The organism is Kribbella sp. NBC_01245 (genome assembly GCF_036226525.1).
In the GTDB taxonomy this organism is placed as follows: Bacteria; Actinomycetota; Actinomycetes; order Propionibacteriales; family Kribbellaceae; genus Kribbella.
This window is the reverse complement of record NZ_CP108487.1, coordinates 8,200,701-8,214,484: the sequence shown is the minus strand read 5'-3', so window position 1 is coordinate 8,214,484 and position 13,784 is coordinate 8,200,701. Positions and strand designations below refer to the sequence as shown.

The 13,784-nt window shown below is 65.2% G+C and carries 13 protein-coding genes; 7 read left to right on the top strand and 6 right to left on the bottom strand.

Annotation, left to right across the window (positions count from 1 at the left end; all coding sequences use genetic code 11):
- Nucleotide 1: 1 nt before the first annotated feature.
- Nucleotides 2–424 (bottom strand): hypothetical protein, encoded by a 423-nt coding sequence (locus tag OG394_RS37775; protein ID WP_328992110.1) that lies wholly within the window; start codon nucleotides 422–424, stop codon nucleotides 2–4.
- A 335-nt stretch (nucleotides 425–759) separates the two neighbouring features.
- Between OG394_RS37775 and OG394_RS37770 the strand changes: the two genes are divergently transcribed.
- The gene (locus OG394_RS37770; RefSeq protein ID WP_012922773.1) at nucleotides 760–1,011 is read left to right on the top strand and encodes a WhiB family transcriptional regulator; all 252 of its coding nucleotides are present in this window, start codon (nucleotides 760–762) and stop codon (nucleotides 1,009–1,011) included.
- A gap of 109 nt (nucleotides 1,012–1,120) precedes the next feature.
- On the opposite strand, the gene OG394_RS37765 is transcribed toward OG394_RS37770, so the two are convergent.
- Complete coding sequence (locus tag OG394_RS37765) at nucleotides 1,121–2,581, bottom strand: sensor histidine kinase (protein WP_328992106.1); 1,461 nt, start codon at nucleotides 2,579–2,581, stop codon at nucleotides 1,121–1,123.
- Nucleotides 2,582–2,705: 124 nt separating this feature from the next.
- Here OG394_RS37765 and OG394_RS37760 point away from each other — a divergent pair, with 124 nt between their 5' ends.
- The gene (locus OG394_RS37760; RefSeq protein ID WP_328996914.1) at nucleotides 2,706–3,608 is read left to right on the top strand and encodes a DUF2785 domain-containing protein; all 903 of its coding nucleotides are present in this window, start codon (nucleotides 2,706–2,708) and stop codon (nucleotides 3,606–3,608) included.
- On the opposite strand, the gene OG394_RS37755 is transcribed toward OG394_RS37760, so the two are convergent.
- A complete protein-coding gene (locus OG394_RS37755) occupies nucleotides 3,597–4,526 on the bottom strand; it encodes an endonuclease/exonuclease/phosphatase family protein (RefSeq protein WP_328992105.1) in 930 nt (309 codons plus the stop codon). The two genes, OG394_RS37760 and OG394_RS37755, sit on opposite strands and share 12 nt — an antisense overlap.
- Nucleotides 4,527–4,646: 120 nt before the next feature.
- Here OG394_RS37755 and OG394_RS37750 point away from each other — a divergent pair, with 120 nt between their 5' ends.
- A complete protein-coding gene (locus tag OG394_RS37750; RefSeq protein WP_328992104.1) occupies nucleotides 4,647–4,919 on the top strand; it encodes a DUF3311 domain-containing protein in 273 nt (90 codons plus the stop codon).
- The gene (gene mctP / locus OG394_RS37745; protein WP_328992103.1) at nucleotides 4,916–6,562 is read left to right on the top strand and encodes a monocarboxylate uptake permease MctP; all 1,647 of its coding nucleotides are present in this window, start codon (nucleotides 4,916–4,918) and stop codon (nucleotides 6,560–6,562) included. The genes OG394_RS37750 and mctP overlap by 4 nt, the downstream gene beginning before the upstream one ends.
- A 40-nt stretch (nucleotides 6,563–6,602) precedes the next feature.
- Here mctP and OG394_RS37740 read toward each other — a convergent pair whose 3' ends face one another.
- On the bottom strand, nucleotides 6,603–6,986 hold the full coding sequence (locus tag OG394_RS37740) for a thioesterase family protein (protein ID WP_328992102.1): 384 nt from the start codon (nucleotides 6,984–6,986) through the stop codon (nucleotides 6,603–6,605).
- Nucleotides 6,987–7,027: 41 nt separating this feature from the next.
- Here OG394_RS37740 and OG394_RS37735 point away from each other — a divergent pair, with 41 nt between their 5' ends.
- Complete coding sequence (locus OG394_RS37735) at nucleotides 7,028–7,573, top strand: DUF5317 domain-containing protein (RefSeq protein ID WP_328992101.1); 546 nt, start codon at nucleotides 7,028–7,030, stop codon at nucleotides 7,571–7,573.
- On the opposite strand, the gene OG394_RS37730 is transcribed toward OG394_RS37735, so the two are convergent.
- Entirely contained in the window at nucleotides 7,574–8,848 is a 1,275-nt protein-coding gene (locus OG394_RS37730; protein WP_328992100.1) for an HD-GYP domain-containing protein, read from the bottom strand. It abuts the gene before it with no gap.
- Nucleotides 8,845–10,203, bottom strand: coding sequence for an HD-GYP domain-containing protein (locus tag OG394_RS37725; RefSeq protein ID WP_328992099.1), 1,359 nt, complete (start codon nucleotides 10,201–10,203; stop codon nucleotides 8,845–8,847). Before OG394_RS37725 ends, OG394_RS37730 begins: the two co-directional genes overlap by 4 nt.
- Nucleotides 10,204–10,463: 260 nt before the next feature.
- Here OG394_RS37725 and OG394_RS40195 point away from each other — a divergent pair, with 260 nt between their 5' ends.
- Together OG394_RS40195 and OG394_RS37720 are read left to right on the top strand one after the other, a co-directional pair.
- The gene (locus tag OG394_RS40195; protein WP_369759046.1) at nucleotides 10,464–10,538 is read left to right on the top strand and encodes a 50S ribosomal protein bL37; all 75 of its coding nucleotides are present in this window, start codon (nucleotides 10,464–10,466) and stop codon (nucleotides 10,536–10,538) included.
- A gap of 485 nt (nucleotides 10,539–11,023) precedes the next feature.
- Nucleotides 11,024–13,513 (top strand): helix-turn-helix domain-containing protein, encoded by a 2,490-nt coding sequence (locus OG394_RS37720; protein ID WP_328992098.1) that lies wholly within the window; start codon nucleotides 11,024–11,026, stop codon nucleotides 13,511–13,513.
- The last annotated feature ends 271 nt before the right edge of the window (nucleotides 13,514–13,784 follow it).

Below are 13,784 nucleotides of genomic sequence, written 5' to 3'. Positions count from 1 at the left end.
ATCAGCGACGAGTCGGGTCGTCCACGAGGGCGTCGAGGGAAGATCGCTGGAAGATCGAGACGAGTACGACCACACCGCTGACCCCGAGGACAACTGCGACCCAGCGCGTCGAGCCGCCCCAGAAGCTCCAGGCCACGCCGAGCTGGATCAACTGGGCGAAGACGGCCGGCCCGCGGCTCCAGGTCGCCGCACGCGACAGGCCTCGGGCCACCACGACGAGCCCCACGCCGTACAGGGTGAGGAAGACGGCGGTGGTGAGGCCGAGCACGAGGCGGCTGCTGTCGATGGTGAACGCCTCCAGCACCCCCATTACCGCCGCGAGTACACCCTCGGCGGCAACAACTATCGCTGCGGCCTTGAGTGGAGCGGGTACGTTTGCGAAGGTTGCGGATGGGGACTCGTCATCGATGGGTTCACTCGGCACGAGAGCAAGACTAGTGTTCCGGCGCAGAACACAAGATGTTCTGCGTAACTCCCAGCCGGTTCGATCGGTTACTAGCTGTGAACGGGACATCGCCAGAAACGATCAGCGTCCGCTATTCGGACGCGGATCGCCGCTGTACCCGCAATGGCGACGTTTCAAAACCTTGTGATCGATTTGATGATTGAAGGTCTTGTTTCGTTCTCCACAGCTTGGGACGATGTACCTGTTCGTGAAAACGTTCACAACTGCCCGCACTACCCCGTGCGGGAGCAGGCACGCTGACGTCATTGACCAGACGCAGCGTTAGACAACCACTGAGAGAGATGGGATCCGCCATGGATTGGCGTCACCGGGCCGTTTGCCTCGATGAGGACCCGGAACTGTTCTTCCCCATCGGCAACACCGGGCCCGCGATCATGCAGATCGAGGAGGCCAAGCAGGTGTGCCGCCGTTGCGACGTGCGCGAACAGTGCCTTGCCTGGGCACTGGAAGCCGGCCAGGACCACGGTGTCTGGGGCGGGCTGAGTGAGGACGAGCGTCGGGCCCTGAAGCGCCGCAATGCGCGCGCACGGATCCGCACCGCCTGACTCGAAGACGACTTACGGGCCCCGCGGAAGTCGCGCGGGGCCTTTGTCGTTCCCAGGCCGAACTTCCTTGACCTACAAGGGGTTCACGCCGTTATTCGTTGACCGGCCGTCATTCCTTCACCGGGATGTCGACCACGACGGTGGTGCCGGAGCCGTCGACCCGCGGGCCGAATTCCAGCATCCCGTCGAGTTCACCGATCACCAGGGTGCGCACGATGGACAGGCCGAGATTGCCAGAGGTCTCCGAGTCGAACCCTGGCGGTAGACCGGTGCCGTTGTCCGTGACGCTCACCCGCAAGCGGCCAAGGGACCGTTCGGCCGCCAGTTCGACGACTCCGGCCTGGGTGCCGAGACCGTGTTCGACCGAGTTCTGCATCAGTTCGGTCAGCACCATGGCCAGCGGTGTCGCGATCTCCGAAGCCAGTACGCCGAAACTGCCGGTCCGCCTGGTGGACACCTCGGTGGCCACCGTGGACACCTCGGCGACCATCGCGGCGACCCGATCGGCCACCTCGTCGAAGTCGACATGTTCGTCGAAGGACTGCGAGAGCGTCTCGTGCACGATCGCGATCGACCCCACCCGCCGGACGGCCTCCGCCAGGGCGGCCTGCGCCTCCGGCACCTTGATCCGCCGGCCTTGCATCCGCAGTAGCGCGGCAACCGTCTGCAGGTTGTTCTTGACGCGATGGTGAATCTCCCGGATGGTGGCCTCCTTGGTCACCAACTCCCGCTCCCGGCTCCGCAGCTCCGTGACGTCACGGAGCAGGATCAGCGCGCCCACGTGATCGCCGTCCGCCCGCAGCGGGATCGCCCGCAGGAACAGGGTGACCTCGCTGTTCTCCACCTCGATCTCGCGCGCCGCCCGGCCGGACAGCACGGTCGCGAGTACGTCGTCGACGGGCTGCCGGCCCTCGATCAGGTCACCGGTGACCTCGGCGAGGCGGCCGCCGACGAGATCGGTGACCAACCCCATTCTTCGATAGGCGGACAACGCGTTCGGGCTCGCGAACGTCACCATTCCGTGCCGATCGACGCGGATGCACCCGTCCCCCACTCGTGGCGAGGTCGACAGCAACCGCTCCCCGCCGTACGGGAAGATGCCGTCGCTGATCATCCGCGCCAAGTCCGTCGCGCTCTGCAGGTACGCCAGCTCGAGCCGGCTCGGCGTCCGGACCCCGAGCAGGTTGGTGTTGCGCGCGATCACCGCGATCACCTCGGTGCCACGCCGGACCGGGATGGTCTCGACCCGCACGGGTACGTCGTCGCGCCATTCCGGATCGCCCTCGCGGCAGATCCGGCCCAGGTCGTACGCCTGGTCGAGCAGCGGGCGGCGGTCGCGGGGAATGAAGCTCCCGACGATGTCATCGAGGTACGCCGTGGGCCCGGTCGTCGGCCGCATCTGCGCGCCCGCCCAGAAGCCGAGGCCGTCGGTATCCGGCAGCCAGAGCACCAGATCCGCGAACGAGAGATCAGCCAGCATCTGCCAATCGGAGATCAGCAGTTGCAGCCGATCCAGGTCGGCCTGGTCCAGCGTGGTGTGGTGACGCACCACGTCGCTCAAAGACGGCACGGGGCTGAGCCTAGTTGACCTTGACCGGGGTTCATTGCCAGGTGTATCCGCAGAGCTGATGGGAATTTAACCGTCCGGGTGTTGCCGCGGGGGAACTAAGTGAAAGGATGCGTTGGTGGAGTCGATGTACTGGCAGGACGTGATGGCCGCGGATTACGCGGTACCGAACGACCGAGCGCTGCCCGACCTCACCGAGGAGCTCGTTCGCGGCCTGGCCAGTACCAATCCCCAGATCCGGGATTCGCTGGCCTACCCGACGCTCGCCACCTGGCTGGAGCGCGGGGTGTACGACGACCTGCTGCCCGGTTTCGGCGATGGGCTGTGCGCGGGTCTGGCCTATGGGCTCGGTGAGGATGGCACGGACACGGTGTTTCGCCGGTCCTTTACCGCGCTGACGCTGGCCGAGGTGATCCACCGCGACAACGCCGAGTTCCTCGTTCACGACGAGGTGGTGATGCGCTGGGGCGATCGGCTAGCCACCTGGCTGCTGCGCGAGCGGGACCTGCGCGGTTACGTGCCGGACTGCGGCTGGGCGCACGTCGTCGCACATGGTGCGGACGCGATCGGCGCGCTGGCCCGATCGCGGCATTGTGACGCGGGCGTGCTGCGCGCGCTGCTCGACGTGCTGGCCGATCGCGTGGTGAAGGAAACGCACTACCGCTGGGTCCACGAGGAGCACGATCGGGTCGCGCACGCGGTGATGACGATCCTGCACCGCAACATGCTGACCAGCGACGAGCTCGAGCGCTGGCTCAAACCCGTCGCCGCGCTGGCCGCCCAGCAACCGGTGATGCACGAGACCTTGCCCGAGTGGCCGACGCCTTCGGTGTTCAACGCGCGCGGCGTGCTGCACGCGTTGCTGAGTCAGCTCGCCATCGGCGTCAAGGGTTTCCCGATCCCCGGCGACGACGAGCTGTTCGGCCGGCCGATCGAGGCCCGCGCCGATCTGCTGCTGATGGTCACCGAGGCGGTCCGCGCCTCCCAGCCGTACATCTACCGCCCTGCCGCCAACACCTCACACAGCTAGTTCGGCGACCACCGCGCGGTGGTCGCTGCCCTCCAGGTCGTACGCCGTGAAGTCGAGCGGCGTCACGCCTTCGGTGATGACGACGTGGTCGATCTGCGTCCGCACGAACGCCGGCCGGTCGGCAGGCCAGGTCCCGACCAGGCCCTTGCCAACGCTCGGCGCGACGCTTCGGCAACGATCGCCGAGCGCCTTGCGGAACGGCCGGTGGTCGATCGACGCGTTGAAGTCGCCCACGATGACGGCCTTGCCCTCGGCGCACCATGGCCCGATCGCCTTCAGGTCGTCGCGCCATCGCCCGGACGCCGCGGGAATCGGCGGAAACGAGTGGTACGCGATCAGCCGCAAGTCCCCCAACGCGCCACCCGACACCGCGACGTGGCCGAAACTGGTCGGATCGCCTGCCGGTTCGAACCGGACGTCGCCGAGCTTTTCGGCTACCAGCACGCTCGTCGCGCTGACCGGCGACTCGTCGGTCTGGATGGTGTAGCCGCGATACCCCGGCACCTTGGCCTCGATCGCCTTGCGCAGGTCTTCCCTTGCCTCCGGCAATGACACGAACGCCGGTCGTTGCGCCCGGATCAAGGTGGCGATCGTTTCCGGGCTCGCGCCGCCGCCGAGGACGTTCGCGCCCATCACGGTCATGGTCGTACTGCCCGGTGGTGCCGGGTCTGCGTTCGTCAACAGCCTCGGCGCCGTGTTCAGGGCAGCGATGGTCGCTAACGCCAGCCCCAGCACGGCGTACAGCCTGAGGCTCTTGCGGTTGAAGGCGAGTACGGAGACTGCTGCGACTAGGAGAATCCCCTGCGGGCGGAAGGCGCTCAACTGGGCGAAAGGCGTGTAGCCGCCTAGTACGCCAGGGGACAGCGGTATGCCGACTAGTAGGACGAACACCGTCCCCTTCATCACTGCGGCTCGCACAGCTCCCCTACTTGTGGCTTATGGCAAGAACTTTAAACGGGTCTAGTGCACTCCCAGGGACCGGTTGTAGCGTGCAGCGTTGCGCTAGCCCCCCTGAGCGCGTCCCCTGAGGAGGTATTCGTGTCGAAACTGGCTGAGGTCAGACCTGGACACTGGATCGCCGGAGTACTTCTGGCGGTCACTGTCATCGTGCCACTCCTGGTCCCCACGTACGCCAAGGAGGAGCCCAGTCTGTGGGGCTTCCCCTTCTTCTACTGGTACCAGCTGATGTGGGTGTTCCTTGCCGCCATAACGGTGAGTATCGCCTTCAAGCTGGTGATCCGGGAGGAGCGCATACGGCGCGCGGCACAAGGGCTGAGTGACCCCGACAAGAAGGAGGGGCCGGCGGCATGAACGACGTCAACTACGTCCAGCTGTCCATCGTCGTGGTGATCTTCGTCGGGGTCACCGTGATGGGCTTCATGGCCGCCAAATGGCGCAACACCGGCAAACTCGAGTCCTTGGACGAGTGGGGTCTGGGCGGCCGGGGCTTCGGCACCTTCATCACCTGGTTCCTGCTCGGCGGCGACCTCTACACGGCGTACACGTTCATCGCGGTCCCGGCCGCGCTGTACGCGACGGGCGCGATCAGTGGCTTCTTCGCGGTGCCCTACACGATCGTGACGTACCCGATCGTCTTCGTCTTCATGGCGAGGCTCTGGTCGGTATCGCACCGCAACGGCTACGTGACACCTGCGGACTTCGTGGCCGGCCGGTACGGCAGCAAGCCGCTGTCGCTGGCCATCGCGGTCACGGGCATCCTCGCCACCATGCCGTACATCGCGCTCCAGCTGGTCGGTATGCAGGCCATCTTCGAGGTGATGGGCCTCGGCGGTAACAACGTGTGGGCCAAGGACATCCCGCTCCTGATCGCGTTCGCGGTCCTAGCGGCGTACACGTACTCCTCCGGTCTGCGGGCGCCTGCGATGATCGCGTTCGTCAAGGATGGCCTGATCTACCTGGTCATCGCCGTCGCGATCCTCTACCTGCCGGGCCTGCTCGGCGGCTGGGACGACATCTTCGGCGCCGCCAAGGAGAAGCTGAACTCGACGAACCCGACCACTGGTAAGCCGGTCGGCGCGTTCATCCCGGGCGAGGCCGGGTACGGCGCGTACTGGACGTTGGCGCTGGGCTCGGCGCTGGCGCTGTTCATGTACCCGCATTCCATTACGGCAGTGCTTTCGACCAAGAACCGCAACGTCGTACGACGTAACGCCACCATCCTGCCGGCGTACTCCCTGATGCTCGGGCTGCTCGCTTTGCTCGGGTTCATGGCGATCGCGGCGAAGGTGAACGTGATCGGTCTGGACGGCGTGGCCAACCCGCAGCTCGCCATCCCGCGACTGTTCGACCAGTTGTTCCCGAGCTGGTTCGCGGGTGTGGCCTTCGCGGCGATCGCGGTCGGCGCGCTGGTGCCGGCGGCGATCATGTCGATCGCGGCGGCGAACCTGTTCACGCGCAATATCTACAAGGAGTACTTCAAGAAGGACGCGTCGCCGGCTCAAGAGGCCAAGGTGTCCAAGCTTGCCTCGCTGCTGGTGAAGTTCGGCGCATTGATCTTCGTTCTCGGCATGGACAAGACGATCTCGCTGAACCTGCAATTGCTCGGCGGCATCTGGATCCTGCAGACCTTCCCGGCGATCGTGGGCGGGCTGTACTCGCGCTGGTTCCACAAGTGGGCGCTGCTCGCGGGGTGGGCGGTCGCGATGACGTACGGCACGATCACGGCGTACAACGTGGTCAATCCGACGAGTGGCAAGCACTTCGGTGGTTCGCTGACGACGGTTCCGTTTACGGAGCGGACCGCTTACATCGGGCTGATCGCGTTCGTGATCAACCTGATCGTGGTGGTTGTGCTGACGCTGGCTCTGCGCGCGTTGGGTGTTGCCAATGGCCACGACTCGACTCATCCGTCGGACTACCGCGCGGATGCGGGCGATCCGGGTGTGAAGGACCTGCCGGAGATCCTCGACGAGGGAACAACAGCTAAGGCTTAGCCGCTGATTATGGCGGCGCCGTCGTTTTGCGGCGGCGCCGTCATTTGAGGCGGCGGAGGAAGCGGGTGGCATCGACGACCACCCGCGTAATGGTGCCGGAGGCAACGATCCGATCGTCACCATGCGACGCCACCACGTCGAAGCGCACCAACTTGCCGTCGACGTACTGCACCGTCGCGGTCACGGTGATCAGCTCCCCGACCGGACTCGGCGCCAGATGCTGCAGCTCGAACCGGCTGCCGACGCTGGTGGCGCCGTCGGTCAGCTCCTTGGCGATGGCGTCACAGCACGCCTCCTCCGCCCAGGACAGCAATCGCGGCGTCGCGAGCACCGGCAGATCGCCGCTACCACCCGCCTCAGCGGTATCAGACTCCGTGACCGGAGCGGTGACACTGGCCTGCATTCCGACACGCACGGGAGCCATGTCATCCATCAAACCACTCCGATCGGCAAGAATCGGCAACTGTGCTACTGGTTCTGCTGGTGATCCTCCTGGCCATCCCCCTGGCCCTACTGACCGGCGGCCGCCTCCAGAACCTCGCCCTCCACCCCCTGACCGCCCTCCCCTGGCTAGGCCTAGCCGCCTTTTTCCAGCTCTTCGGCGCTCTCGCGGCGGGCACTTTCTATGCGGCGGGCCTAATCGCCTCAGCAATCTGCATCGCGATCTTCCTCCGCCGAAACCTCAACCGCCCAGGCGTCCCCCTCCTGGCCCTCGGCTTCTTCTCCAACGCCCTCGTCGTCGCCCTCAACGGCGCAATGCCAGTCGCCCCCTCGGCCCTGACCGCCGCCGGCCTCTCCCCCACCGTCGCCCCCGGCCCCCGCCACGAACTCGAAACCCCCGCCACCCTGCTCCCCTGGCTAGGCGACACCCTCCCCCTAGCCCTCCCCACCACCGGCCAAGCCATCAGCCTCGGCGACCTCCTAACCGCCTCCGGCGCCGCCCTCCTCCTCCACACCGCCCTCCAGCCCACCCCCGAACCGGAGCTGCCTGGTAGTGAGATGGCGAGTTGATCAGAAGCAAAAGCCCCGGTTGACCACTCGTCGCAACGACTCGAAGACGACCGGGTCATATTCCGCGCCGATACCCAGGCCGATGCTCTCCAGTGCTTTAGCGGGAGCCTGACCGGAGCCTTCACCGACCAGTTGTTCGTAGGCCAGGGCAACGTTGACAATTCCGCTCTCCAGCGGGATCGCGGCGTTACTAGCGCGGCCATGACGATACGGATCGCTCGAATGCCTGACGATCTCCGCGACATGGTCGAGTACGCCAGACCGCTCGATGACCTCCGCCCCGATCTCAGCAGCCCGCTGGCGATCCTCCCGGCCACGAAGCAACGACGCTCCACCCGGGCTCGGATCAGCGAGAGCCAACTGTCCGACACCGGCGAGCAATGCGGCGTACTCAAGCGCCTCCATGCGCGATGGAGTGAGCCCGAGATCGTGCCCCATCGCCACGGCTAGCGTCGCCGTTCTGCTGCTCTGCCCTGGGCTGCTGAAGCCCGCGATCTCCGTACTCCTCGCCATCGAGCGAACCGTGGTCCGATAGGTCCGCTGAGCCGACGCATAACGTCTGAACGCGAACTGAGTCATCAATAGCGGCACGACCACCAGCGGCGGAGCCCAAAGCCCGATCAACGAGGTGGCTGCGGCTAGCAGAATGCTACTGATGCCCATCGCCATACCGATGCGGCCCATCACCACAAGTTCGTCGCGAAGAGCCGCCGGGAACGGCCGGTCGTATCGCTCGGTGTCCTGTCCGGCACCAATGACCGCGTCCAGCACCCCTGCGCTGAGGACCGCGAGCAGCATGCCGCCGGTCAGCGGGACTGCATGAGTCCAGGAACCGTTCCAGTAAAGCCGGTCCGGCGTGACGAGCATGAAGATGCCGGCAGCGCAGGCAACGGAAAGAACGCGGCGTGAAGAGATCACCATGTCCCACCAGAGCCCCGCCACCAACCGCGGGAGAATTCCGATGATCGTGGCAACGCCTGTGATGGCGATGACTTGGGCCAAGTCCGGCGGTTCGGACACCGCGGGACCGCGCAGCATCGCATAGCCGAGCGCTGCACTGGTGGCGATAGGAGCGCGGTTGCGGCTCCGATCGACCCTGAACTGGACCATCTCGCCGACAGCGATCAGGAGACCGAAAGCCAAGGCGAAAGACCAGCCGGTCACACCCTGCCGAAGGGTTACCAGCAGAGCCGCAGCACCAACGGCAGCGCCTGCCAGAACAATGACAACACCGCTGCCGGCCTGGCCGGGCCGGTCCTTCGCATTGAGGATCATGTCGGCCCTGCTGCTGAGCCGGTGGCACCGCCGCCACTTCCCAGGCTGAGGTCATCATGGTCAACGGTGGCCTCCACCGCCGCATCGGGCACCGGCTGGTCCGCAGTACTCGGATGCCAGCCCTCGGCCTTGATCACCGACACGAACGAATCGACCAGTTCAGGGTCGAAATGGGTGAACCGGTCGTGCACCAAGATGTCAAGAGTCTCGTCGACCGATCGCGCGGGTCGGTAGGAACGAGTCGACGTCAGGCTATCGAAAGCGTCCACAATTCCGATCATCCTGGCGAAGTACGGAATATTCGGACCACTTAGGCCAGCCGGGTACCCGGTTCCGTCGTACTTCTCGTGGTGGTGCAGGACGGCCGATTTGACCTCCTCGAGGAACGGGATGTCCCCGATCAGTTCGACACCACGCGCCGGATGGAGGCGAATCGCATCCATCTCCGAATCGTCGAGTTTCCCCGGTTTCTGGATGACCCGAGTCGGAACGCCCACTTTGCCGACGTCATGAAGGAGGCCCGCATGTTCCAGAGCGTGCTGGCGATGGGCGCTGAGCTTGAGGTGGCGGCCGAGCAGGCCGACGCCATGGCTGACGCGCTCCGAATGGCCGCGGGTATAGAGGTCCTTGGTCTCGATGACCTGGATAAAGGCGCGCATCGTGGCGGCCTGAGCTTTCCGCTCGGCTTCGTCCTGGGTGTACGCCCACCGGGCCACCAGGAGCGGCACGATGGCAAGCACACCAGCGAGGATCCCCAGCCCGCCCATCCAGACAACCGCCATCAACAGGCCGAGGTAGCGATAGCCGAGGTTCGGAAGCACTGTCGGCAGTACGCCCTTGAGGAGTTCGACAGCGACCTGCGGGCCGCGCTCCAGCGTCATGACAATGCAGACAAGCAGTACGTTCACAATCTGGTGGACGATGCCACCAACCGTCACCGCGAGGACGGTTCTCAACAGGTCGTCAAGGGCCGCGTTTCCTACCGGCCCTCCGACGAGTACATAGGCCAGGCCACCGGCACCGGCTGACAGAGTGCGCTGAGACGCGTTAAACATCCGCTTGACCGGTGGGACTCCACGCGCCTGAAACAGCGCGCCGATTGCGGCGACCACCACCGCGGCCGCGGGTCCAGCCACGACGAAGACGGATACCAAAACCAAGGATGCGACGCTGGCCCCGCTCGCGGGGCCATGTGGAAAGCGCAGTCTGGTCGCCGCGATGACGACGACGCACAACTGCACGAGAGTCCAGTAGTCCGTAAGGTGAGGCACCGATACCAACAAAGCGCTGATAGCGGCGAGACTCGAGGCAGCCACTGCGATGTGCAGGGCCGTGCGATGGTTCGCCTCGGTCATCTCACGCCTTCAAGCCTGAATCACCAATCGATCTCGGTCTTGAACATGGTAGGTCACCTCCGATCAGCGGCGTAGTCTTGAACCCACCGGAGTGGGCACAGGGGGGCAGACAGCGCTTCGCTGACTCTCTTACGAATTTTGCTCAGCAGGGGGGCGCCGAAACACTGTAAGGCAGCCAGTGACTCGCCGCACTGTGCTCAAGACAGCGTTGTGGTATGAGAGACTGTCACTCTTTGCAGTTGTAATGAGGAGGCTTTGGAATGGGAAAGACCGGCCGCAAGCGCCGTGCACGTAAGAAGAAGGGCGCGAACCACGGCAAGCGCCCCAACGCCTGACTCAGGCGGCTACGCAGAGCGAAGACCCCGGCCTTGACCGGGGTCTTTGCAATTGGGTCACAGCTCACTGCAAGACCACTCTGGAGACAGGTCTTGTCAGCAGAGCGTCTCCATTCAGATACACAGCGCAATAATCCCATCGTGAAACCGTTAACCTAGTTCGGGTACCCGAATTCCCGCGTCACACGCTTGACAATGGCGATCAAGCGACTGTTTGACTCGTTTGATCAAATACATCATTTCAAGCATCGTTAACGCACCGTGTCGCCGTTTCGCCGGTAATAACTCGCCGCGATCAATTCGCTCCAGTGCGCGACGACAATCCGCTCAAATCTTTACCTGTTTCTACCCCACAGAGCCGTGTCGGCGTGCCGAACCTCCCACCGTTCGACCTTGCGCTTCGCCCTGAGATCGGTATCAGGCCGCGCTATCGTGCTTGAACGTGGTTCATGCGCCCAGCGGATTGCCGAGGGGGGATCGGTCCGATGCCATCGCAGAGCACGTTCGGCGATCTCCTTAGAAGGATGCGCACGGCGGCGGGCCTGACGCAAGAGCAGCTCGGCGTGCTGGCCACGCTCAGCACGCAAACCGTAAGCACGCTGGAGCGCGGCACGAGGAGCCGACCTCGTCGCGAAACCGTTCTCTTGGTGGCGACCGCTCTTGGCCTGTCGGATGCCGATACCCACCGACTGCTCGTCGCCTCCCGCGATACGGCCGACCCGGCCGCGGCTTACCCGGACGCGGCTTATCCGGACGCGGCTTACCCGGACGCCCTGCCGCTGGATGTCAGGCCGAGACCTCGAACGTTGCCGCCCTCTGCGGGGGACTTCACCGGCCGAGAGGCTGAGGTCGCCGAGGTGCTAGGGCGCCTTCGACCCACGGTCGAACCGGACGCGGCGGCGATCGGGCTGGTCGCGATCAGTGGCATGGGAGGCGTGGGTAAGACCAGCCTCGCGTTGCACGCAGCCCACCAGGCCAGCCCTGCGTTCACCGACGGACAGCTGTACGTCGACCTGGGTGGCTACGGTCCGACCGAGCCACGGACCGGGATCGAGTCGATCTCGACCCTGCTCGTCGCGATGGGAATGCCTGCCGCCGAGGTCCCAGCAGACCTTGCCTCCGCAGTCGGCCGCTATCGCTCCTTCCTCGCCGGCAAACGAGTGCTGCTGTTACTGGACAACGCACTGGATGCCCGCCAGGTCGAGCCTCTACTTCCGACGTCGCCCGGTTCGGCGGCGATCATCACCAGCCGCCGGTCGATCGTCACCGCCGGCGCCAAGGAGATCCGGCTCAGTGCCTTCAGCGAGCAGGAGGCGTTGGCCGCGCTCGCGCGCACGTCCGGCCGACGATTCGGTGACGAGTTCGAAGCCGCGCGGGAGATCGTACGACTTTGCGGCTACCTGCCATTGGCGCTTCGAATCATCGGCGCCCGGCTTGCCGCAAGGCCATCGTGGCCGCTTGCCGCGATGAGCGAACGCCTAGCCGATCAACGTCGCCAGCTGGACGAACTCGATCACCTTGACCTCGGCGTACGGCGCTCCCTGGCGCTATCGATCGAGCAACTCTCGAACAGCGACGACCAGTGGGACCTACAAGCAGTGAACGCCATTTTGGTTTTGCCGTCAGCGCCTGGCCCGGACTTCAGCACGAAGGTTGCCGCCGCCCTGCTCGACCAAGACCTCGCGCCGACCGAGCGCCTGCTCGAACGCCTTGTCGACAACGCTTTGCTAGAGACACATCTCCCCGGCCGCTACCGATTCCACGACCTCCTCCGCACCTACCTCAGCGAACTGACGCCGGGGAGGGCGAATGGAAACTTGGCGCCGGTGCTTCGCCTCTATGCCCGCTCCGCTTGGCAAGCCTCAGATCGCACTGGGAGCGTGGACGAACGCCTGCACTGGTACGACGTCGACGCACTTGGACCTGTGGTGCCATTAGACGATCAAGCAACGATCGCCGCAGCGGACTGGCTCAAAGCGGAACGGCGCAACGTAACGGAGGCGGCTGCTCTGGCGACTCCGGAACACGACGCACTGCTTGCCCAACTCGCCATCGCGATGTTGCCCATGTACGTCGATCTTGCCTTGCACAACGATCTTGCCTACGTGAACCGCCTCGCTCGGGAAGCAGCCACTCGAATCGGCGACGGATCGGCGCTCGGCATACTCCAGCACGATGCCGGCGCCGTCCTGTTCGAAACCAGCCATGCGCACGAAGGCCTCGAACATCTCGAAAACGCGCTCACTCTCTTTCGTGACGCCGACGACGAGACGGGCCAGGCGATGGTGCTGCGCAATCTCACCCATTGCTATGCCATCGTCGGCCAGCTCGACTCGAGCATCGCCGCAGGCCAACGCGGCCTGGCGCTCTTGCAGACGATGGCCTTCCCCCAACGAGCCAGCCAGCAGTATCTGTACTTGGGGATGGCTCACGGGCAACGCGGCGAAACCCAACAGGAGCTCGCGTACTTCGAGCGGGCAATCACACTGGCCCAAGAGGAACCAGCCGAATTCCGCCGACGCCACAACGTCTACAAGCACACAGCGATAGCTCACCGACGTGCCGGCCGACTGGACGAGAGCGCGCGCCTCCTGCGAAGGAGTGTCGAGGCCGCGGAGCAGGCAGGGCAGCTCACGAACAAGGCCATCGGTCTCGTCGAGCTCGCCCGCACCCAATTGGCGCAGGAGCGCTTCGCCGAGGCCTTCGAGTGCACCCAGCTGGCGATCGAGCAAGCACGCGCCATCGGCATCGGGTCGCTGGAGGCCCGTGGATTCCAAATGGCCGGCCAGGTACTCCACATCCAGAACGACACGGCCGGCGCCCACGACCAATGGCGGACAGCTCGCGCCCTTTACGAGCGGCTAGGCATGACCAAAGCCGTCGACGAACTGGACCACCTCCTGAACGAGCCCCAGCCTCCAGACGTCGACCGCCACTTCTTCTGGTACGACGGCCAACCACAACGCCGTACCTGAGGAGGCGGCGCGACCTGATCGCAGGTGGATTGGGCAGGGGTTTGGGGTGGACAGGGCCGGGGGTTGTCGGTGGGGTCGTTCATAATGACGGTTGGGCGGGTGGGGTTTGGGTCCGTTCGCTGAGCGCGGGAGGTGTCGTGGCGGTCCGGGTGGTATTCGGATGGCGGTTGGCTGCCTGCTGGTGCGAGGCTTGCTGCCCGGGGTCCGGCCTGTGGGTTGATCGTCAGGTTGGCTTTCTGACGGTCACGGCGGAGGGGGGACGGGTTGGCGG